Genomic DNA, 23016 nt, shown 5'->3' on the forward strand with positions numbered 1-23016 from the left:
AAAGGTAGATCTTGATGCTTCTAAACTTACCAAGAAAAAAGTAGTTTCTGAGCTGAAAACCCTTACTGTTGCTGATCCTGAACTCACTGAAGTTGCAAACCTCACAAATTTAAGTGATACCGATGTTGCAGCAGTTAAAAAAGCCATCAAGGATAAAAACACAACTCTTAACCTTACCGATGAAGAAATCGCTGTTGAAAAAACAACAGGTAAGGTAACGATTACGCGTGCTGGCTTTAAACCTGTTGTACTTGAAGCAAACAAAGTTGTTACGAAAAAGGTAGTTACGCCTATTGAGCCCCCAGCTCCAGAACCACCTGCTAAAGAATCACCGCGTGAAATCCTTAAGCGCACCAACCCTGCTATGTTTGTAGAGCAGTCGCGTTATGCTGGCAAAACAGCGCTCGACACTATGGCAAAAATTGTGGAACAGGCATTTCCATCTGCTGAAAATGTAGTTCTGGCTACCCAATATGGTTATTGGGATGCTCTCAGCGCAAATGCTCTTGCTGGCTCTTTGAATGCACCGATTATGCTTTCGGACTTTGATTCGCTTCCCGAACAAACGGTTGCGCAGTTAAAGCGCTTACAGGCTAAGACCGTGTATATTTGTGGTGGTACGCACGTTATTAGCAAGCAGGTTGAACAGCAGCTGCACCAATTGGGCATGCGCGTAGTGCGCTATGCTGGTAGTGAAGCAAGCGATACAGCAACAAAGATTGCGTTGAACACAGAAACAGTATCTGATACGTGCTTTATTACAACCAGCTGGGGTTATGGCGATTCAATGTCAGTATCGTCGTATTCATACGCTAAACATGCGCCTATTTTCCTTACGAATATGAATGGAGACATTGACTATTCAACGCTCGATGCTATTCGCGCAAAGGGATTTAAGCACATTGTGTTGGTTGGTGGTACATCAGTCATTTCTGCTGAGGTGGAAGATCTGGTGCGTTCACTGGGCGTTTCTGTAGAACGTGTATGGGGTGAAACTCAATACGATACATCGCTCGCGTTTGCAAAATGGGCAACACAAGATAGCAAAGAGCCTCTAACGATTGGTATTTCTACCGGCTACGGATTTACCGATGCTTTGTGTGGCGCAGCACTTACTGGTAAAGCGGGTGGTGTGATGGTTCTTGCAGACGACAGCATGACTAAGCAAGCATTCAGCGCATTTAAAGACTTTGTTGGTACACATGCAAAGCAAATTGAAGATTTGCAGATATTTGGAGGTACCAGTGTTGTTGGAATGGGCGTTACACAGGCTTTGACAAGTGAGTTTAAGGAAGCGTATCAAAATGACAATGCATCTGCCGCTCCAGAGGGCACGTCAACGCCAACGCAACCGCAAGGCACTGCTGGTCAAACGCAGCCTCCTTTGCGTAGGGATAATTAGTGTATTGATGGTTGTAGTGGTGAAGCCAGTAAAACGCCATATATAGCGTTGGAGCCAGTAAGGCGCTCCATAATTAAAATGATATGTGCTGTATGTTGAGAAACGTGCAGCACATATTTTTTTGCGTATAAACGGAGCAGCGTAAATGCTGTGCGGAGAAGAGTAAATGCTGTGCAGAGGATCCAAGATGCAATACGGAGCAGCATAAATGCAGTACGGAGAAGCGTAAATACGTAGCACAGAGAAAGGTAAATGCGGGATAGCACGTGCGTTCGCACACACCGTGTAAACGTGTGGTGCCCTCGGCAGGATTCGAACCTGTGGCTTTCTGCTCCGGAGGCAGACGCTCTATCCCCTGAGCTACGAGGGCATGTTCCAAGGGTAGCTTGATTATACGACATCGCTTACTCTAAACATTGCATGTCGCTGAGTAATTTCATTGTGCAAGAAATATTCATACTTGGATACAGCATTATGCCTGATAACACTTGTGCAGCTATGGAAGCTGTTCGTCAGCGAATCTTCATGACGTATAAGAACGCTGCTTCAACCTGTGATCTACGTCGAGAGCCCTGAGTTTTAAAGAATGTGATACATTAAGCGTTAACAACAATGTTTGAAAGGTAGTACATGAGCGAAATTATCCAGCTGAGCGCAATGAGTTACGGTTCTGAAGCTATTGGACGCATGAGCAGCGGAAAAACTGTGTTTGTTGAGGGTGGTGTGCCAGGTGATGTGGTGGCGTGTTCTATCACATGCGAAAAACCATCGTTTGCGCGTGCGCGCATTGAGAGGATTGTGCAGCCATCCATGTATCGCGTTGCCACTACAAGCCAGTATGACAAGCTGTGCGGATCGGCTTCCTGGCAGCACATTGCTTACGAGCAGCAATGTGCATTAAAACGGAGCAATATTATTGCTCAGTTGGAGCGTATTGGTAAGCTTTCTCCCGATAAAGCTAAAAGTGTAGTGCGCGAAACACTTCCTTCAAAACGCGTTTGGGAATATCGCAACAAAATAGAGCTAGCTGTGCATTTTGACCGCACGCATGGTATTTCTGTGGGGTATACAAACCCTCAAACAGGTGAAGTGGTAGAGAATCCAACGTCGCTTTTGGTTGAGCCTCCGTTACAGAAAGCTGCTCGCGCTCTGCAAGGTGTGCTGCGCTTTTCGCTTGGCAAAACCGATTACGGTATGCATCGTATATCAATGCGCTATAGCAGGCGCACGCGTAGCTTTGAGGTGGCGCTTTGGTGCAAGCCCGGCCCGTTTCCGCGTAATTTTGTTGCAAAAGCGCTGAATGATTCTCTGCATTGTTCAAGCATTGTTCGTGTGTTATCGAATCCGCAAACGCCGCGCGCCATTAAGGGCATTGAGGTTCTTGCAGGGAAAGGGTATTGGCACGAGCAGCTTATTTGCGCAGGTGAAACCTTTGATTTTTACACGCAAGCTCCCGCATTTTTTCAAGTGAATACGCATCAGGCAGGTTGTTTGGTTCAGCAGGTATTGGATGCATTGGGAGATATTGATGGAGCACGTGTTGCCGATTTATATGCTGGTGGTGGAACGTTTAGCATTCCGCTGGCGGCTGCAGGTGCGCAGGTGTTTGCGGTGGAGAGTGTGGGCACATCGGTGCGTGACTTGCGCCGAAACGCGCTTGAGAACTGCGTTGATGTGGATGTGTGCGGCGGCGATGCTGCCCGTGAGCTGGCAGCGCTTGGTGCTGATGGCAGTGCTTATGCTGGAGCGTGCAGTGGTGCTGATAATGCTGATAGTAGTGCGAATAGTGTGAATAATGCGAATAGCGCGAATAATGCGAATAGTGGCATGGAAACAGCTGGTGTGTTACGTACGGTTGGCGCAGCCCGTACCGCTCATGTCGCTGGTGCAGCCCGTACTGCTCATGTCGCTGGAGCGGCACGTGCACATGCGGCACTTGATGCGCTCGTGGTTGACCCACCGCGCGCTGGGTTGGCAGCAAGCGTTCCTGCTGACATTGTTAAAAGTGGCGCCCAGCGCATGGTGTATGTGAGTTGCGATCCTGCAACGCTCGCACGTGACATTGCGCGCTTGCAAGATTGCGGCATGCAGCTTGAACGCGTCCAGCCTGTTGATATGTTCCCTCAAACCTTTCGCGTTGAGTGTGTTTGCCTAATGTCTAAGGCATAATGTCGAAGCTATAGCGTTGATACAAAAGATGTAAATTTAGAAATCCTGCATTTTAAGCAGTTTTATAAGCATTTTGTATTTGAAAAAGACGAAGAAGGATACGTCAAAAAGACTCAAAAACATTACATGGACGTAAGAGTAGTTTTGCAACTGGTATAAGGAGACACAAAGAAAAATATAATAAGATAAAACCCATTTTATACTTTCTACAAGAGTAGCTTAAAAAGGCCGCTCTTTTTGCAATTTGAATACCCAAGGTTGGATCAGGACTTTATGTTTATATTTAATGATGAAAAAAGACTTGATAAATAAGAACTATCAGAATTGTATTAAAATAATTTAATAAAAAAGGCTAATGAAATTATTTAAGCATTATAGATTTAAATTATATAATTTTCTTGATTATGTAACTATATAGAAATTAAGAAACAATAGATTGAAGAGAAAATTAGGAACCATAGTATTTTAAAATTTGATTGCTTATGTAAGAACATGTTACTTATTGTATGTTGACTAATTGTATTCAACAATGATAAAATATTAAAAGAATAGAGGTGGTGCATAATGGATATCATAGAAGTTTTTTCTAAAAACGTTAAAAAATATCGAAATGAAATGGGTTTATCACAAGAAGCTTTTGCTGAAAAATCCGGATTGCATAGAACATATATAAGTGCATTAGAGTGTAAAAAAAGAAGCATTGCGTTGGATAATGTACAAAAAATAGCAGATACTTTAGAGATAGAACCATATTTATTATTTAAGGAATAAATAGTAAGAAATAGGATGGTATTAAGTGAATAGGACAAATTATTTTAATTACATAGAAGAAAAATTAAATACGCTAGCATATAGAATAGAAGTGAAAAGTAAACTAAACCTTTTGGAGCTTAATATCCATTCTGAAAATTTTTTCGCCAATTTGTGTAATATTATTTTTGGTTTAGAATTAGAAAATTTAAATTTCTCATACCAAAATATAGATGGTATAGATTTAATAGATCATAAAAATAAAGTTGTTGTGCAAGTTTCTTCAACCTGTACAAAAACAAAAATTGAAAATTCTCTAAGCAAAAATGTATATGCTAAATATAAAGGTTATAAATACAAGTTTATGTCTATTTCTAAAAATGCACCTTCTTCTTTAAAAAATAAAATTTTTCAGAATCCATATAGTATGCAATTTAATCCAAAACAAGATATATGGGATGTTGGGTTACTTCTTAAAAAAACTTTAAATCAAACAGTTTCTAAGCAAAGGTGTTTATATAATTTAATAAAAGATGAGTTAGGGCAGGATGTTGATTGCGTTAAAATTGAGTCAAATTTAGCCAAAGTTATTAACATTTTAGCAGAGGAGACACTTGATATTAATGCTGGTTCTCCAGAAATTAACTCTTTTGCTATAGAGGATAAAATTTTATTTAATGATTTAGAATATGCTAAAGACATAATTGATGAGTATAAAATTTTTTATCACAGGCTTGATGAAATATACAGTGAGTTTGATAGAGAAGGTAAAAATAAAAGTTTTTCTGTATTACAGGAAATTAGAAGGCAGTATATAGAATTAAATAGATTAAATTATACTCCTACAGATATTTTTTATGAAATAATTAATTGTGTTATAAAAGTTATAATTGGAAGTAGTAATTATATAGAAATACCGATGGAAGAACTACAATTGTGTACGGATATACTGGTTGTAGATGCTTTTATTAGATGTAAAATATTTAATAATCCGGAGGGATATAACCATGTTATTACCAGATAATATTCATCCTGAACTTAGTATTTATTATAATGGTTATGTTATTTTAACAGAGCTTGAAAAGAAAACAGAACAAATGCTTTTAGAATTATACTATAATGTAAAAAAGTCAAATAACATGTCATTTTCCGTGTTCGTATTGAGTCTTGACTGGTTATATTTAATACAATTAGCTCAAATAAGTGAGAAGGGGGTAGTAAGAAAATGTTTATAGAAAAACTGAAAATTTCTACTAAATATGAAACAATTCGAGAGATGAAATTTCATACAGGTATGAATTTAATAATTGATGACACCCCTTTAACAGATGACTTAAAATCAACAGGGAATAATGTAGGTAAAACAACAGTTTTAAAATTAATTTATTTTTGCCTGGGAGGAGAAGGTAAGGATATTTACACAGATGAAGAAAATAAAAATAAAGTATATGAAGAGGTTAAAAGTTTTTTAATAAATCAGGAAGTGTTAGTAACATTAACCCTTATAAATGGATTTAACATGCAAGAAAAAGAACGATTAGTTATCGAGCGAAATTTTTTATCAGGGAAAAATGCTATAAGGAAAATAAATGGTAAATCAATATTGAAAAAAGATTTTGAAAACGAACTATTAGCAAAAATATTTCCAGAACATAAAAATGAAAAACCTTCTTTTAGGCAAATTATATCTCATAATATTAGATATAAGGACAATAGTATTAATAAGACATTAAAAACATTAAATTCTTATACTACTGATGTTGAATATGAAACTCTATATTTATATCTTTTAGGATGTGGATTTGATAGTGGAGCCAAAAAACAAGCACTTACTAATAATATAAAACAGGAAAATGCATATAAAGAAAGGCTTGAAAAAAAACAAAAGAAAAATTCATATGAGGTTGCATTATCTATAATTGAAGATGAAATAGTTGAGTTAAATAACAAAAAATCTTTATTAAATATAAATGAAAATTTTGAAGAGGATTTAAATAAACTAAATGAAATAAAATATAAAATAAATAGGTTAAGTTCACTTATTACTAAACTAGAAATAAGAAGAGACATGATCATTGAAGCAAAAAATGAGATGGAAAAAGATGTGTCTAAAATTGATTTAGATCAATTAAGATTGTTGTATATTAAATCAAAAGAATATATCCCTAATTTGCATAAAACATTTGAAGATTTAGTCGTATATCACAATAAAATGATAGTGGAGAAGGTTTCATTTATAACAAAAGAATTACCTGTATTAAATGATAGAATTATAAATGAGAAGAGAACTTTAAAAGAATTGTTAAGAGATGAAAAAATATTATCTATAAAAATTTCCAAGAGTGATTCTTTTAAAGATTTGGAAAATATTATTTCTGAAATAAATGAAAAATATAGATTAAAAGGTGAGTATGAAAATACAATTTCACAAATAAACGAGGTAGATTCAATTCTCGAAACAACAGAGAATGAACTTAAAAACATTGACCAATATTTATATTCTTCTGATTTTCAAGAAAAACTTAAGAAGCAAATAACGAAATTTAATAGATATTTTTCTTCGGTATCATATGAGTTATATGGAGAAAAATATGCTCTGACATATGAGATTATTAATAATAAAAAGACAAACAAGCCAGTATATAAGTTTAGCACATTTAACTCAAATATGAGTTCAGGCAAAAAACAAGGAGAAATTCTATGTTTTGATTTGGCATATATAATGTTTGCAGATGAGGAAGGAATATCCTCTTTGCATTTTTTATTAAATGATAAAAAAGAATTGATGCATGATAATCAATTGGTGAAAGTTTCGGATTTTGTTATAAAAAAAGACATTCAATTAGTAATTTCAATATTGAAAGATAAGTTACCTGCAGACCTATTGAGTAAAGCGAATATTATTGTGGAATTATCACAAACTGATAAATTATTTAAAATTAAATAGTAGTATAAAAGAGTAAGAATCCCTTACTCTTTTATATTGTAGAAAATATGTATGTAATACTTGATACAAGGTAGGAATTGTATATACCATATAGAACTTATACCAAAATACAGCACAGAATATTTTATGTGAGCAAAAGATTAGAGGATTAAGCAAACAGTGTAGTTGGAAATAAATAAGTAGGATAGAAGTTGAAGTATGTAAAACCGTAAACACATATTACTATAGATATCTACCAAATTAGAATATTGAGTTAATAAAGAATAATTTTAGAAAGGGTGTAAGGATTCGTTACATCCTTTTTTAAATACAGCATTTGGATTGCTGAAGAGGGAGTTATTCCCAGCTGATTCAAGATGCTTTCAGTATTTTCTTTAAGTGTGGTATCGATTCGCGCATATACAACATTGGTATTTGCCATGATATTCACACTCCTTTCTGCCTGCATTTTACAAATGATAGCAAGCAATTGAAAGCGAGCGAAAGCAATATATTTATTTCACTGAGATAATCCATCTCAAACTTTTTAACGATAGCTCGCTTCTATCGTTAAAAAGTGCACCCACTATCCATAGTGTGCACTCGAAAAAGAACTGACGTACTAGGAGTTCCCTCCATCCATACAGAATCGGTAACGATTCTTCACCACACGCACCCACACGCACCCACACGAACCCAAAACGCATCGCAAAACGCCCACCCACGGCACACGCGCTCATGGCATTGATGTCAAAGGCTGATTAGGTGGGTGCAAATTTGCCCTTGTGTAGCAAGGCTTAGCGAGGGCTATCGTTAAAAGGTTTAATGCGAAGTAGCTTTAAGCTTACTTCCCGAAATTCTAGATGTAATTTTGCCATTTTACTGTCGAATGCTTGTGCGCTCTATTTGCTTATGTTTTGGGGAACAAAACAGTGTAAAAATTATAAAACAGTTCCCTACACTGTTTGATTTCGCATGGTAGGGGCTTGTTGGTTATTCCAGAAAATAAAGTTCCTGAGTTTAAGAAGTGACTTGTTGAGTATTACGAAGGCGAAAATTTACAGATGAGTGCTTCGTTTATGAGGGAATATTGTTGGAGACATTAAAAGTGTTCTCACTTGTGCTCAGCTTGTAAGGCGGGTAAAGTCTCTTCTTGTTTAAGCTTATTGTAAAAAACCAATCTTTTGATATTCTTATAATTAAAGTAAGTAATTTATCATCCACACGAAAGGTGTTTGTATGACACAGCGTAGGAAGTTTACCGCACATACAAAAGATATTAGCCTAACGGTAAAGAGAGCCGATTCTTTCAATATCAGCTATAGTAATTGCAAAAAAGATATATTCCAAATTGAAGAAAATCAAAATGGCATAAAGCTTGTTCAAACAGAAGAAGTACCATCGTTTCACTGGTTAAGCTGGCTTAGTAAAGGCGCTCCTGAAGTTATTGTTTCGCTACCAGAGCATGTTGATGTTTGCGAGATTGAAGCTGAATCGAATCAGGTTTTGATTACTGACATCCAAGTAGACGCGATGTATGCAGAGGTTCATAACGGTAAAGTAGAAGCAAGAAACGTTAAGGCAAATGATATTTTCTTGAAGTGCCTTAATGGCTCTGCTGTAGCTGCAAACGTAGAGGCAACAAATGCATGCACACTTGATACGCTCAATGGCACGAGTGTTTTAGAGGGAGCAATTACACCAGATGCGTGTGTTGAAGTGGGGTGCGAGAATGGCAGTATTGAAGTTTCCGAAAAGCATAAAGCTAATTTTGGGTATAAAGCAGACGGACGAGCTCACTACATCGTACATTGTATGAATGGAAAAGCTGTCGTGCAGTAATAACGTGACGTAGCAACGCGAGGTAGCAGCATACCATATAACGTGCACTAGCGGCGTGCGGTAACAATACGCAGCAACGACGTGCAGCAACTACGTGCAGTAGCAACATCTTTTTGGTGTATTTACGCCTCATAGCTGGGTTGATTGCTTGATTTCACAATTGAGTTTGCTCGAAAATTTTGTTGCTATTTTAGACGATATGTTGCCTTTGTGCTTCATACTTACGCTATCAACTGTCAGCGATAATTCTCAATAACCTTGAATGTAACAAGGTCAAAGGATAAAGCTTAGTTTATATTATAATATGAGCGTTGCAGTTAATGTGAGTGCTGCAGTTAACATGAGCGTTGCAGTTAATGTGAGTGTTGCAGTTTTATAATGTGCCTGTTGCAGGTAAGAGTGCGCCGCGCTTTGTGTGCGCCTGTGATCGTTGAAAAGGGGAGTATATGAGTGAGCTCATTGCGCAAATTTGGACGCCTCAAGTGCAGTTTTTCGCAGTAAGCACCATTATTTTTTTCGTTTGCTTGTATGCGCTTTCAGTTGTGTGGGTTGCGCGCGATGCCTATGCTCGTGGTTGCTATTGGATTCCCTGGACGCTCGTGGCACTTATTCCTCTTCTGGGTGTAATTGCGTATTGTTTGTTACGTCCTAGTTTTTATGTAGAAGATTCGCAAGTGCAAGACCTAGCATATGAATTACAGAAACGCCAGCTTATGCAGTATGGATCGTGTCCGCAGTGTTCGCAACCAATCAATGATACGTTTATTGTTTGTCCGTATTGCGCTGCACCGTTAAAGCACGTGTGCACTCAGTGCGCAAAACCGCTTGATGTATCGTGGAAGGTGTGTCCGTATTGTGCAACGCCTTGTGCTGATAACAAAAGCTGAGCTTCCAGCAACGATACGTCCGACAACGTCCCTGATAGTGTGGTTGAAAACGGGAAGAACGGCGTGGAATAACACTCCGCACTATCAGATTGCAATTGTGTGCCTGCTAACAGTAGGCGAGGCACCAGCCTTGTTTCTCATTCAATAGATTGTACGCAATTACCTATGCGATTGTGTTTTAATTTTGCGTACTTTATGAAGAACAGGTTATAGTTACTAAAAATCAGTTCTAATCAATGTACTTATTGCGTTTTAAAAAATACTGTCCTTATATGTAAATGAAATACAAATTATGGCAAGATCTATTTGTCTATAATCCTTAGTATTATAGCTATGGTGTATCGTTATGCATACAGCTTATATCTATAAATAAGCAGTACATACGCATAATTGTAGCTATTAACAACATATTTATATAGTAATTTTTTTCGCAACTTATAAACTGTTATTTTAAGGAAACTTTAATTGTTGCGCCACCCTAACAAATTTGCTAGGGTAGTAACGTTAATGCAGTAGCTATGTGAGGTTAGGGTAAGGATAGTACTATGATTAACGATTATTTTGAGCGTAGTAATTCGCTTGAGAATAACGAAAACTGTTCATTATCGGCAAAAAGCAAAGCGCGCTGGGGGCGTGCTCATGCGCAAAAGCGCTTAAAGCGTCATGTTGCCACGTCGGCGGTACTGTCTGCTACCTTAGCACTGTCAATGGCTTCTCCTGCTTTTGCTGCTTTAGAGCATAGCAATGCTGCGAGTGGTGTATCCCAGACACGTGACACGCGTTCAAGTTCTGATACTTCGAGCGCTGGCAACGCTGCTTCGGAACAAACTATTCAGCAAATTAAAGATATTGCCGATAAGCTCTTCAAAAATGAAACTATTATTCCGTATCTTATGGGTACCGGCTATATTAAAACAGCTGAGGGTACAAACTATGATGTAGCGGTGCCTAATGATAAATTGAAGTACATAGGAGGTAAGCAGTATTTAAATGATGCTACACGTATTGCACCAGGATTAATAGAAGATGCTGTTTTTTACCAAATTTTAAGTGAAGCGGCACGAGCAATAGAAAAAGCTCCTCGCGTAACAGAAAACGAAGCTCGGAACTTCCTTGATACATTAAAAGGCATTTTGCTTACCTATGGTGTTAAAGACAAAACGTCGCTTCAAGATGATGGCGAGTATTTGTTATTGAGCAAAGCCAAGAACGCGTATAATGTGAAATTTCAAGAAATGCAACAAGCAGAATATGGTTCTAACATTTATGTACCAACAGGCAAAGAGAACACACAAGCAAAAGAACTTTTTGCACGTGCGGAATTAGTCAAATGGGGAAATTATTTAGATCTGAATTTTCTTACGGACTCAACGAAAGTTCGCAATGTTTCGTTGGTATACATGGAGCCTTTTCTGAATAAGCGTTTTAATACAGAGCTTGGACATGTTGGCAACTCTACGAGTGCCGATGGTATCCAGGATGTTGGAAACAACATTTTTACGGTACAAATTCCAGGCGAGTTTTCGGCTACGCAACTTATGTGTACAATCAAGTACACTGACGCACAGGGAAAGGAACGTAAAGTTGGCCCCGTTGGCATAGATATTGATTATGATGCTGTCAATAAAGCTCCTAATATCCACTCGGATGGTCATAATTACATTTCTAGCGAATATGACGAGCAAACAAAAGCTCGTCTTTCGTACTGGATAGTCCGTGGTGAAGCAATTCTTAAAGGGCTTGATAGAAATAATGCTGAACATAAGCAACGTATCGATGAAATTAACAAAGCCATTCAAGAAATAAAAGAAAATCTTAAGCAGCCACGGCCATCGTATACCAAGGCGCTTGCATCAGCGGTTCCTATTTATAAAACGGAAATTGCATTTGCCATCTCTAATCATCTTACGGATGTAGTAACTTCACATCGTACGATGCTTGCTGAAAAGAATATTATTAACGAGAAAAAATACACCAAAGAGAGCATTGAAACATATAAGCAAAAATTAAATGAGTATGATGCAGAAGCGAGTAAACACATTCTCGATATATCAAAACTTCTCAAAGATATAAAAGTGTTGGACGATGCAACTACTGGCTCCATTCTTGAATATAACGCTTCTCGCCTGGAAAATATCGTAAAGCAAGTCGCCAATTTAAAAGAGACAGATTATGACATGCGTTCGTATTATGCCTATAAAATTGCACTTGACGATGCGCAAAACTGGCTCAAAACTATAAAGCGTCGCCCACCACTTGATGAAACTGCCGATTATACTTCAAAGTTGCTTACTGCACTTGGAGCATTAAAAGGCAAGCAAGGAGAAGACAAACCTTTTACAGTTACTGAGCCACAAACTCCTGGTACATCAGGAGAAACGCAACAACAAGATGAAGCTGTAGTTGACGTGGCATTGAATATTAAGCCAGATGCTGGATCGTTTGTAGTACCAAACTTTTATGAGCCTCAAGGTAAGCTGGACAAAAAGAACCATACTCTTACTATCTATCTTACGAAAGAAGCAGAGGATAAAGTTAAACAAATAGATTATTCTGGAGCTGGCTCAGTACAAACTACTGCCAAAGTAACAACAGAAGGCGATAGAAAAGTTATTGTTCTTACCAACTATCGCCTTAATTCCAGCAATGCTATTCCTGCCGATATTGCGTTTACTGTTAATGGTGTAACAAAGTGGAATAATGCTTCTACCATTGCATTTACAGAACTTGCAGCTATTAAGAAAGAAAAGCAAACAGTAAAAGCACGACTTGAAGCATTAAAGAATGAGTACACAAAAAAAGGGGATGACAATGTGTTAAGCATTCTCATTCTTCCCGATACTCAACATAACAAGTTCACGATAGCTCAAGATTTAGAGCCGCTTATTCCTGATGTGCTTATTTCGCGTTCATTAAACGTTGCTAAAAAAGTAACAACGGTATGTACGACGCTGGAAAAAGATTCTACATTGACTGATGAACAGCGTATGAATCATATTGATACTGCAGAAGACATGCTTAAAACCTGCAATCAAGTATTACGCCCTTACAATGAGCTCTTTAAGCAAATTAGTGCTGCTAAAACGCGCGTTGCAGCACTACAAAAATCAGAGCAGGAGAAAAAAGCAGCATACAATTATATTGACGAAATTCAACGTAACTTTAAGGCTGCAATTTGGTGGAAAGATACCGATTTTAAAAAAGCAAAAGATGAGCTTGAACACATTGAGCAAAAAGCTATCGTAACTACTCAGGCAAGCAATCAATATCAAGCAGCAGTTCAAGAACTTATTACAAAAGCACAAGCACTGTTAAAAGAAAAGGAAAATAATAAATTCCCTGAAAATACACAGCTTATGTATGCTGCTATTACACAAGCTATGAATGCTGTTCAAACGGTAGATTCTAAGCAAAAACAAGATGATGTAACAAAGGCTCTACAAAGCGCCATGGATGCTTTTAGTAACTCGATTAATGCTTCTGACATTTCAACGCTTAAGACACAAGAAGTTAAGGAGCTTGTTAAAACAGCATCAAAGCTTGAAATGGGTAATCATCCTGCAGGAGCTTGGGCAGTTCTTCAAGCGCAGATTAATGCAACGCGCGACATGCTTGCTCGTGCCGATTCACAAGATGCAGTTGAAACAGCAAAGAAACAACTTGAGCAACAAATTGCTAAATTTAATTCATCTACCAAGAGCGCTGTAACTCCATTAGTGGCGGGCAAATCGTTTGCAGAGGCTACGTATGTTATTCCTGATAGAACGAGCGATCATGCATTCTTAAACGCAGCGGTTTGGTCAATTGCTAAAATTAGTTACGATGGCTCTGCATATAATGCTGTTCTTACGTTAAAACCAGCACTGGATAGACAGGGCATGCCGTATGCTGCTACAACTAAAGTTGAGTACAGCTATAATGGAACAGATTGGAAAAGCGCAACTACGCTAACAAGTGATCAGAACGTTTTGCCTGATTATAGTAATAATACGTATGTTACGAGCATCTCTGTGCCGCTGATTGCTGACAACGTTCTCAACGATAAGCCGGTGCATATTCGCGTTACGTATGTTGAGCGTATAGAAGATCAGCGTGACAATGCTGCTCATAATGAAACTAAGCTTGATACAGCAGACGTGATTTTTGATTCACAGACCTTAGCTGAATATAAGCCCTTGCATGACACGATTGATCTTAAGAAGCTTGTACAGGCGTACAATGCTCAACAGTATGGCGTCAATACGCAAATTGCCGAACAGTCGGTTGTAGAAAAGGCAAAGAAGCTTATTGCTAACCCTGATACAGTAAGTGATGTGCAAGAAACGACATTGCTTTTACGCCATGGAAATGCTAAACAACCTGTTAAGAAAACTAAAGAGTGGTTGGATGCAGCAAGCGCGATGGCTGTCGTCCTCAAAACGGCACAAAACTTTACTCAAGATGCTAGTTTTAAGAAACTACCGCCAGAAAAACAACAGGCTTTCATTGCAAGTATTGAGGAGGCAACGAAGTATATCCTTGCCGACTCAACACACTCCAAGGATGAGCTTGACGCAAAACGCGAAGCGCTTAACAGCTTGTATAATGAATTAGTTGAAAAAACGGGAGTTGTAACATTATCGCCTTTAGAGAGTATGTTGGGTAAGGCGAATAAAATTCAGCAGGGGCGCAAGTCTGACGATGCATGGAATGTCTTTAAGAGTGCATTATTCGAAGTGCAGACTCAATATTCAAAATGGAGCATTGCGCTACCGACATCACAAGAGATAGTTGCTAAGGAAGTCAATAAGCTGGAAAGTGCAATAAATACGTTCAATAGTACGAGCGATGAAGCTCTCAATTTAGATGAGTTAAAGAATGATATTACTTCCGCACGTAATTTATTAGCTGCTTCACCGGCTGCACCTCATATGCAACAAATGTTGAATCAAGCTATTAGTGCTGCAGAGCAGTTTTTGAAAAATGTAGACAACTCAACATCGAAAGCTGATTTGCGTTATCAGCTCACCTTATTGCAAAATGCAGTGCAAAACTATAAACGCTCTTTGTCGCTTACACCAAATCCAGGTCCTAGCCCTCAGCCAGGTCCTGGCGGATCGGGAACGCAGCCAGGTGGTGGAACAGAAAATCCACCTGCTCCTGGCCCAGGACCTAACCCACAGAATCCGCAAGATAAGCAAGAATACACAGTGTCGCTGTTTGTGAAAAATAAGGATAAAAATGCCTTATCAGCTGCAGACCCTTGCGTCTATTGGCGTGGTGTACTTGATCAAGCGAACAATAAAATGTACCTGTCGCTTACTCTTGTTCCAATGTTGAGCAATAATCAAAACACCCCAGGTAAATATAATGTTCTTGGCGGTATCACTAATTTAGAATATCAAGTTCCATCAGGTGGTGCTTGGAAAGCCATGAATTTAAGTACAAACGACCTGAGAAACATTCCTCAATATAATTTCTCAGCAAGTGCGAAAGGCTATACGTATCCATCAGGTGCTTCTTTAGAGTTACCTGCAGACGCTATAGCATCTAATCGTGATACCGTTATTCCTATTCGTGTGCACTATTTTGCGGATGGTCTTGGGGTGTCTGAAGCAGAAGCGCTTTTGTATGTGAGTGGCGATACGCTTACTACGAAAGTACATAACGAGTACTGGAGCTATAGTCGTAAGCATCTTGTAAGTCAACGTGCGTTTATCAAGATGAATAAAATTCCTATTACGGTAGAAGCAATGAAAAACGCAGTAAACGATGAGCGGAATTATGCTTTAAGCTCGGTAAACGCGATGCGTGCTTATGGCAGATTATTGCTTGCAACAGCAGACGCGCTAAAAACATATCCTACCTATAAGAATGCAAGTGACGCCAATAGATCTAAACTAGATACTTTGTATCAACAACTTAAGCCACTTTGTGTAGCCAATTCTCAAGCAACAGAGCAACAGATTGCTACAATTGCTGGTGACTTCAAAGCAGTATCGTCACTGATTGTTGAGGCAATGGAGGCGAACGGGTCACTATTGTCGCAAAGTGGGACAGCTAAAGGTGTAGGAACGCCGTGGTATGAGGCTGCGCCTGAGCCTAATCCATCAGTGCCAGGCGGTAGCGATCCTTCGGTGCCGACACCTCCTCCTGCGCCATTCCCGTCAATCCCTGTGCCACCTGCGCCAATTCCTGGTGGACAAGGCGGCGGCTCACAAGGCGGCACACCAGAGGGTGGTTCGCAAGGTGGCGGTACGCAGGGCGGCTCTGGCGAACAAACACCTGAAGCGCCGGGCATTGCCTCGCTTGCTAACAACCCACTTCAGCAGCAAGTTCTTGATACCGAGCGCGATTTAGTTCCCTTAACAGCAAAGCAATTTGCACCTGTTGTTGAAGCAACACATCCTGTAAAGCCATTTGAGCAGGTAACCAATCGAGTTGCTGGTGATACGGCAATGGAAACGATGTCCAAAGTTATTGACGAGACATTTAATAAAGCGCGCACGGTTGTTCTTGCAAGCAAGGATGGTTACTGGGATGCGCTTTCAGCAAGTGCGCTTGCAGGAGCTTTGAAGGCGCCTGTTTTGCTTTCAGGACGCGATGCTCTTCCGCAAGAAACTATCGACCAGCTACAACGGTTAGGTACGAAACGCGCGTATCTTGTTGGTGGACGCTCCGTAATGTCGAATTCCGTGGTTGATCAATTGCACGCCTTAGGCATTTCTACGGTAACCGTTGCCGGAAAACGAGCGCAGGATACTTCCAACATGGTTGCACGTAAGCTTCCATCGAGCGATGTATGCTTTATTGCAACAAGCTGGGGCTACCAAGACGCACTTTCTGCATCAAGCTTTGCTTATGCCAAGAAAGCACCTATTTTCCTAGCAAACGATGCAGGAATGCTTGATCGCTCAACGCTTGCATGCATACGCTCAAAGAATTTCAAGCGTGTTGTTCTGATTGGTGGAGAAAGTGTTTTGGCACCTGCATTGGTACAGCAGCTGAATCAAGCGGGCGTAAAGAATATTCAGCGCATTGCAGGAGAAACCGCTTATGACACGTCAGCGCTGTTTGCACAGTGGGCACTTAACCATGGTATGAGAGCGAATAACATGGCTATTGCTACGGGTTATGGCTACGAAGATGCTCTGGTTGGGGCAGCGTTATGTGGCAAGAAGGGCTCTGTAATGGTGCTTGCTGACGATTCCAATACCACCGCTGTTGATTTAATTGTTGATGCGCAAAAGAATAAAATTAGTAACTACTACATTTTGGGTGGTCAAAGCGTTGTTGGCGAACGTGTAAGCGAAGGACTTGAAAACGTATTTAGCTCGTTTGGCGATGATGTTAATGCAGCAGACAGCGCGGATGGCGCTTCGCTTGAGGCTGACATAAACGATACGCACGATAGCGACAATTCACAGTCAAGCTCTACACCTGCTACAAGTGAGAATATTGAAGCAGATATTAACGAAGATTAGCTAACAGTGCGATAGAAGAGAGAGCAGTATGTTTGATGCAAGCATACTGCTCTTGCTGAGCACAGTTGCTGTTCTGCCTGTTGAAAACATGCTGGTAGGAATGTCGTCCGTAAAACGGGTGCACTGTTACGTTAGGGATAGGGCGCATGTGGGTATAAGCAAGCATCCGTACGTTCTAAACTTTAAGGGGGGGGCAGTTTATGAAGAAATCAAAAGCAATGATTAAATTGGGTTCATGTGCGCTAGCGGCAGGAGTTTTAAGCGTAGGAGCGCTGTCTATAGGGGATGCTCCGCAGGTATTGGCGTTTTCTTCTGCTGAACACTCTGTTGTACAAACTGCCTATGCCGATTCGTTTACGTGGGGAAATCTGCCCGATGGTACTTACGAAGCACAGTGGAGCGGAGGCGATTACAACCATTACTTTGGTATAGTGTTTCTTAATCCAGCTACCGTACAAGTTGTAGGAAACACGTATACCGTTACCATTCCACTTAAGTCAGCGGGAATGCAGGTCATGAACTATATAAAGGTAAACGGAGCTGAAGCGTGGAAGCAAGGCGATAGCATATCGAGCATTTCGTTTATTATGAGCTCTTCCAGCAATACGGTTAGTGTAAAGGCGAGTTATTCTGCTGGTGAACAGGAAAACACGCCGCGTACTGTACCTTTAACATTTACTATATCTAAGCTTATTTCACAAGCGGACAACACAACACCATCAAATCCAGCTGGCTCATCAAATCCAGACAATACTACATCACCCTCTGAGCAGGCAGCTGAGGATGAAAATCCCGATATTGAAGACGAGTTGCGTGTTATTCCCGAGCTAGGTATCAAGCGTTTAGCTGGTGAAACAGCAGCCGATACCATGCAAGCGATTGTTCAAACTGCTTTTCCTCATACCCGTAAGACAGTGGTACTAACAACCAATGCAGCGTATTTTGATGCGCTGTCCGCCAATGCGCTTGCAGGTGCGCTGCATGCGCCGGTGTTGTTAACAGACATTAATGAACTACCAGCACAAACGCGTTCTGAATTGCAGCGCATGCAAACAAAAACGGTGTATATTTGCGGTGGCTCACTAGTGGTATCTCAGGCAGTAGAAGATGAATTAAACCAAATGGGCATTAAAGTAAAGCGCATATTCGGAGAAATGGCAGACGATACTGCCAATAAGATTGCGCGTACACTTCCGCGTATATCAGATACGTGTTTTGTGACCACCAGTTGGGGGTATGCAGACGCCCTTTCTGCATCAAGTTTTGCGTATGCTAAGCAAGCACCTATCTTTTTAACCAATTATGACGATGGCACGCTGAGCAGTGCAACGCTAGAAACTATCAGATCTAAAGGTTTTAAGCGCGTCATTATTGTTGGTGGTACAAGCGTTGTGTCGCCAGAAGTTGAGCAGACGCTGAGCGCATGGGGGATAGCGAACGTTGAGCGTGTTGCTGGTGAAACATCTTACGACACCAGCTTGCAACTTGCGCAAAAGTTGCTTTCAATGGGATTGCGTGCCAACAATATGGGTATTGCTACAGGGCTTGATTATCTTGACGCCTTATGTGGTGCTGCATTATGTGGGCGCTACGATTCAGTAATTGTTCTTGCTGATGACACTAATAGCTCAGCGGTGGAAACGTTTATGGCTCAAAATCGTATGGCTATTAAAAGTTATGCGATTTTTGGTGGCAACGCTGCTGTTGGTGAAGACACTGAGCGTACTATTGTAGACACATTACAGCGCTAGTGGTGTAAGGAGCGCAGCGCAGTTTTGTAATACGTATCCTACCTGCGATTATGATTTCAACATCATGTGCAATCGAGAGTAGAGGAGTCAGTTTGCCGCGTACCTGCATAGTATGCAAAGAGATGTGTTATTCATAGGTAACTATAGTTGTGTATTGTTGTAAAAAGTTATCTATGGTTAAATATTAATGAACAATCATGAGCGCTTGTTGCTATCGTGTTTAGACATACATTCGAGCGCTTATATACGAAAGGTTGAGTGAGTATTATGGCTTCAGGAAAGCTATTATCAACAGGAGCAAGCGTTGCACTTGCAGGCGTTTTGTCGCTCGGTATTGCAAGTGGGGTAGCGTTTGCTGATGGTACGTCTTCGCAATCGGCGCCGAACACTGCGCAAACTCAGCAAACGGCTGTTTCATCATTTGAGAATTTGCCCGATGGCACGTATCAAGTGCCTGTAGCTGCTTATCAAGCAGCTAATCCCAGTCAAAAGTCAATGATGAACGCGGCTGTTAGTAGTGTTCCGGCACAATTAACAGTTAAGAAAGGCGTGTATACGCTTTCATTGACCGTAAAACAAATGACAGTAGGCAAGGATACGGCTGGTGTATCTGAGGTTGGCTTGTTTGAAAACTATGCGTATAACGCACAGCAGTATGTAAAGCCTGAGGGTGCTACAAAACAGCTGTTCAAAGAACAAACTCCAACGAAGATGGGTTCAGATGCGCCTATTTCGTTTACGCTTACCGATGCAATGAAGAAATCGCGCGCTGTTGCGTTAAGCTTAACGATTCCATTTCATCATTCAACTGAAGCAGTGGTATTGAAGTTAGATACTTCTAAATTCGATGCGAATGCAAAAAAAGCAGCTGATGAAGCTAAACAAAAAGAAGCTTTGGCAAAGCAACAAGAAGAGCAGGCAAAACAGGCTCAGCAGCAAGCTGAAAGCGAGCAAGCTCAAGCAGCTCAGGATGCACAAGAGGCCAGTGACGAGCAAACGGTTGATGGTTTAATTGTTGGCGCATCATACAAAGTACCTTTGCATTTCTATAAATATAAGGCATCAGGCGATTCTATGTCGGGTAAGTTCTTTGGTGATTATGCAGTAGCTATCCCACAGGCTGATGGAACGTGTGAATTGCGTTTTTCTACCAATCGTCCCGATTTTCTGACGCGCGTTGCATACAAAGGTCGTACTGCGAAAGTATTGCGTGAATCGTCAACAAGCAGGGAATATAGCATTACTATTCCAGCAACAAATAAGGAATTTGTAGCAACGCTTGCCTTTACCGTTGTGCCCATGAACCACATGACGGTAGAAGCTGATATGCATGTATATATGAACAGGGCAGAGCTCATTGAAAAAGGTGCAAGTGCTCATGCAAGTTCAACATACACCGGATCTGTCGGTAAAGACGGCATGCCAAAAACTGGCGATATGGCTGTTGTTGCTGGCTTTGCTGGATTAACAGGAAGTGCGGCAATTATCGCTGCTGTTGCTGCTGCTCGCAGGCGTTTTGAGCACTAAACATTAGAATGTCATTACGGGGGCACCTTTGGCGCCCCTTTTTTCTCTGTTCATGTGCGCTCTGTACGCGTTATAGTGCGCTTTTATGATAAGAAAGAGTTACGTATGAACACGTCTATGAATTCCTTTATTATGCGTAGTATGCATTTTCTAAAAACGCAACGCACTCGCACAGCCCATGCACTACTGGTAGCGTTTTTTGTGCTTACTACTTGTTTTGCTAGTTCAGTTGCCTTATGTATTGCCGATGCGATGAAAGCGTGCCCATCGTGTGCCTACGCAGCTACATCGCTTGCTTTAAGTGCAACAACACAGCCAAGTTATGAAAACCCCTACAACGGCGTTATTGAAGATTCGGGTGGTGTGCGTGCTCGCGCACTCGGCGAATCAATGGTAAATAGTACGGTTGACAAGCAAGCTTTTTTTGAGCGTGATACGGATGGTCATTGCTTTGTAACGTTGCGCCTCCACCAGGGAAAAGAGATTGGCGATGTAAAGTTTCAAAGTTCAAAAGATGACAAAGGTGCGTTTTCAGAAGCGATCGCTGCTCAAACAATGCAAAAAAATGCTAAAGCAAATACCATCGATGTGCGCGCTCAAGTAAGTTCTCAAGATGCTGCTCTTCGCGTGTCTATGTATGTTGAACCGATGGGTCGCTATGTAATTTATTTTGTAAAGCTAGCGCAGTTTGAGCCTGGCAATGCAGGTGGCTTTGTTGAGTCAGTTAAGCCAGGTGAAGGAAGTGACGATACCACTGCCGCTGCGACAACTAATACGTCGACAGCTCAAGGAAGTAGCTCGGATGCTGCTGCAACGCAGAAGTCGTCATCTTCGGCAGGATCTAGCACAAGTGCAACGTCAGGCGTTAAGGAATTTAATGGCGATGGAGCTCCTGTTGGCAGCGACACCAAAGCTGCTGCCAATTCGCTGAATTATCCACTTATTATAGGTATTATTGTTGTGGTGTTTATCGTTATTGCCTTGATTGTAAATTTTGCCATACTAGCGCCAGCACGCAAACGTGCCCTTGAAGCGGCATGTTCTGCAAGTAGTAAGGCAACGCGCGTAGCAAGTACCACGCCGGCTTCTTCTTCAAGTGTAGCTGCCGCGACCGTATCAAATTCTGCTCCAGCGTCTGCAACAGCGCCATCAAGCGCCACAGACGACTCTGATCATGCCGATACATCGCAGCATTCATAAGCATGTAAGTGCCTGGTATATGACAGTATTTGACTGCATACCGAACATGTACAGTACAAGCGTTCACAAGCAGATTCGCAGCGTATGGTATCGTGTGGTTGCTTTCTGCTGCGCTTGTTTTATAGCGCTTGCGTGCACGTCGTGTGTGAACCAACATCCCGAAACAGCAGCGGGTGTTCCTGCAGAAGATCGTCTTATTGCAACATCACCTGCTGTTGCTGCTATGTGTGATAAGCTCGATTTGAACCTTATTGGCATTCCGAAAACAGCATTTACGCTGCCTGAACGATATGCTGATTTGCCTGTTATTGGCCCTCCTATGGGTCCCGACATGGAGCTTGTTGCAAAACTGCATCCTAGTTACCTACTCTCACCGTTGTCACTTCAAAACGACTTATTGCCACGGTATATTGCTATTGGCAAGCCCTCTATTTTTGTAGATTTGAACAGTGTTGATGGTTTGTATGATTCACTTATGTATCTAGGAAACAAGTTTGATAGGCGCGCTCAGGCGCAACAGCTGGTTGAACAGTATCATCAGTTTATGAACACGTATCAACAATCTATAGCAGGTAAACCGCGTCCACGCGTATTGCTGCTGATGGGTGTACCTGGATCGTATATTGTTGCTACACCGCATAGTTACGTTGGTAGTTTAGTAGCGCTGGCAGGTGGCGAAAACGTGTATTCTGATAGCGATGAACTATTTTTGAACGCCAATACTGAAGATATGCTTGCGCGCGATCCGGACATTATTTTGCGAACATCTCACGCTTTGCCCGATGAAGTTATGGCAATGTTTGCGCAGGAGTTTTCCACAAACGACATCTGGAAACATTTTCGCGCCGTTAAAGAACAACGTGTATACGACTTAGCCTATGATAGGTTTGGAATGAGCGCCACCTTTGCATATCCGCAAGCACTTTTCGATTTGCGCGCGATTTTTTACGAGCATGCACATGGTACCAGCGGTAATCAGGCTAAAGTGCTCGATGCTCAGCCACGTGGGACAAACGCGCAAGCAGACGGGACAGCCTCGCCAGCAAATGGGGTGGACATTTCACCTCATACGGACAGAACACTCAAAGGCGGAAATTAG

General features: G+C 40.9%; 14 protein-coding genes and 1 tRNA gene. 13 read left to right on the plus strand and 2 right to left on the minus strand.

Annotation, left to right across the window (positions count from 1 at the left end; genetic code table 11):
- Window positions 1-1402, plus strand: a 1402-nt coding sequence (locus tag HMPREF3190_RS00510) for a cell wall-binding repeat-containing protein (protein ID WP_449675900.1), incomplete at its 5' end; no start/stop codon positions are given.
- A gap of 294 nt (window positions 1403-1696) precedes the next feature.
- Here HMPREF3190_RS00510 and HMPREF3190_RS00515 read toward each other — a convergent pair.
- Window positions 1697-1772, minus strand: a tRNA-Arg gene (locus HMPREF3190_RS00515).
- Window positions 1773-2032: 260 nt separating this feature from the next.
- Here HMPREF3190_RS00515 and HMPREF3190_RS00520 point away from each other — a divergent pair.
- The 5 genes from HMPREF3190_RS00520 (at window position 2033) to HMPREF3190_RS00540 (ending at window position 7268) form a co-directional block, all read left to right on the plus strand.
- Window positions 2033-3571, plus strand: coding sequence for a class I SAM-dependent RNA methyltransferase (locus HMPREF3190_RS00520; protein WP_066779184.1), 1539 nt, complete (start codon window positions 2033-2035; stop codon window positions 3569-3571).
- A 564-nt stretch (window positions 3572-4135) separates the two neighbouring features.
- The gene (locus tag HMPREF3190_RS00525; RefSeq protein ID WP_066779186.1) at window positions 4136-4342 is read left to right on the plus strand and encodes a helix-turn-helix domain-containing protein; all 207 of its coding nucleotides are present in this window, start codon (window positions 4136-4138) and stop codon (window positions 4340-4342) included.
- A gap of 25 nt (window positions 4343-4367) precedes the next feature.
- Entirely contained in the window at window positions 4368-5345 is a 978-nt protein-coding gene (locus HMPREF3190_RS00530; RefSeq protein ID WP_066779188.1) for an ABC-three component system protein, read from the plus strand.
- Complete coding sequence (locus tag HMPREF3190_RS07500) at window positions 5329-5556, plus strand: ABC-three component system middle component 6 (RefSeq protein ID WP_036747199.1); 228 nt, start codon at window positions 5329-5331, stop codon at window positions 5554-5556. Before HMPREF3190_RS00530 ends, HMPREF3190_RS07500 begins: the two co-directional genes overlap by 17 nt.
- The gene (locus tag HMPREF3190_RS00540) at window positions 5547-7268 is read left to right on the plus strand and encodes a DUF2326 domain-containing protein (protein ID WP_066779191.1); all 1722 of its coding nucleotides are present in this window, start codon (window positions 5547-5549) and stop codon (window positions 7266-7268) included. The genes HMPREF3190_RS07500 and HMPREF3190_RS00540 overlap by 10 nt, the downstream gene beginning before the upstream one ends.
- Before the next feature lie 253 nt (window positions 7269-7521).
- Here HMPREF3190_RS00540 and HMPREF3190_RS07190 read toward each other — a convergent pair whose 3' ends face one another.
- The gene (locus HMPREF3190_RS07190; RefSeq protein WP_082715029.1) at window positions 7522-7689 is read right to left on the minus strand and encodes a type II toxin-antitoxin system RelB/DinJ family antitoxin; all 168 of its coding nucleotides are present in this window, start codon (window positions 7687-7689) and stop codon (window positions 7522-7524) included.
- A gap of 797 nt (window positions 7690-8486) precedes the next feature.
- Here HMPREF3190_RS07190 and HMPREF3190_RS00545 point away from each other — a divergent pair.
- From HMPREF3190_RS00545 to isdE, 7 genes are all read left to right on the plus strand, one after another.
- Window positions 8487-9089, plus strand: a complete 603-nt coding sequence (locus tag HMPREF3190_RS00545) for a DUF4097 family beta strand repeat-containing protein (protein WP_066779194.1) — start codon at window positions 8487-8489, stop codon at window positions 9087-9089.
- 446 nt (window positions 9090-9535) lie between these two features.
- Complete coding sequence (locus HMPREF3190_RS00550; RefSeq protein WP_066779197.1) at window positions 9536-9976, plus strand: zinc ribbon domain-containing protein; 441 nt, start codon at window positions 9536-9538, stop codon at window positions 9974-9976.
- Window positions 9977-10521: 545 nt separating this feature from the next.
- On the plus strand, window positions 10522-17439 hold the full coding sequence (locus HMPREF3190_RS00555; protein ID WP_066779199.1) for a cell wall-binding repeat-containing protein: 6918 nt from the start codon (window positions 10522-10524) through the stop codon (window positions 17437-17439).
- A 200-nt stretch (window positions 17440-17639) separates the two neighbouring features.
- Complete coding sequence (locus HMPREF3190_RS00565; RefSeq protein WP_066779202.1) at window positions 17640-19190, plus strand: cell wall-binding repeat-containing protein; 1551 nt, start codon at window positions 17640-17642, stop codon at window positions 19188-19190.
- Window positions 19191-19457: 267 nt separating this feature from the next.
- Window positions 19458-20717, plus strand: a complete 1260-nt coding sequence (locus HMPREF3190_RS00570) for an NEAT domain-containing protein (RefSeq protein WP_066779205.1) — start codon at window positions 19458-19460, stop codon at window positions 20715-20717.
- Between the two features lie 105 nt (window positions 20718-20822).
- Entirely contained in the window at window positions 20823-21917 is a 1095-nt protein-coding gene (locus HMPREF3190_RS00575) for a heme-binding Shp domain-containing protein (RefSeq protein WP_066779208.1), read from the plus strand.
- 19 nt (window positions 21918-21936) lie between these two features.
- Window positions 21937-23016, plus strand: coding sequence for a heme ABC transporter substrate-binding protein IsdE (gene isdE, locus HMPREF3190_RS00580; RefSeq protein WP_449675906.1), 1080 nt, complete (start codon window positions 21937-21939; stop codon window positions 23014-23016).

Origin of the sequence: Umbribacter vaginalis (assembly GCA_001552935.1) — a bacterium.
Lineage (GTDB): Bacteria > Actinomycetota > Coriobacteriia > Coriobacteriales > Eggerthellaceae > Berryella > Berryella vaginalis.

Excerpts from the sequence above, each read along its gene's own strand:
- HMPREF3190_RS00555 (WP_066779199.1), top strand. The coding sequence starts at position 10,522 with ATGATTAACGATTATTTTGAGCGTAGTAATTCGCTTGAGAATAACGAA.
- HMPREF3190_RS00570 (WP_066779205.1), top strand. The coding sequence starts at position 19,458 with ATGGCTTCAGGAAAGCTATTATCAACAGGAGCAAGCGTTGCACTTGCA.
- HMPREF3190_RS00565 (WP_066779202.1), top strand. The coding sequence starts at position 17,640 with ATGAAGAAATCAAAAGCAATGATTAAATTGGGTTCATGTGCGCTAGCG.
- HMPREF3190_RS00575 (WP_066779208.1), top strand. The coding sequence starts at position 20,823 with ATGAACACGTCTATGAATTCCTTTATTATGCGTAGTATGCATTTTCTA.
- HMPREF3190_RS00540 (WP_066779191.1), top strand. The coding sequence starts at position 5,547 with ATGTTTATAGAAAAACTGAAAATTTCTACTAAATATGAAACAATTCGA.
- HMPREF3190_RS00550 (WP_066779197.1), top strand. The coding sequence starts at position 9,536 with ATGAGTGAGCTCATTGCGCAAATTTGGACGCCTCAAGTGCAGTTTTTC.
- isdE (WP_449675906.1), top strand. The coding sequence starts at position 21,937 with ATGACAGTATTTGACTGCATACCGAACATGTACAGTACAAGCGTTCAC.
- HMPREF3190_RS00520 (WP_066779184.1), top strand. The coding sequence starts at position 2,033 with ATGAGCGAAATTATCCAGCTGAGCGCAATGAGTTACGGTTCTGAAGCT.
- HMPREF3190_RS07500 (WP_036747199.1), top strand. The coding sequence starts at position 5,329 with ATGTTATTACCAGATAATATTCATCCTGAACTTAGTATTTATTATAAT.
- HMPREF3190_RS07190 (WP_082715029.1), bottom strand. The coding sequence starts at position 7,689 with ATGGCAAATACCAATGTTGTATATGCGCGAATCGATACCACACTTAAA.
- HMPREF3190_RS00525 (WP_066779186.1), top strand. The coding sequence starts at position 4,136 with ATGGATATCATAGAAGTTTTTTCTAAAAACGTTAAAAAATATCGAAAT.
- HMPREF3190_RS00545 (WP_066779194.1), top strand. The coding sequence starts at position 8,487 with ATGACACAGCGTAGGAAGTTTACCGCACATACAAAAGATATTAGCCTA.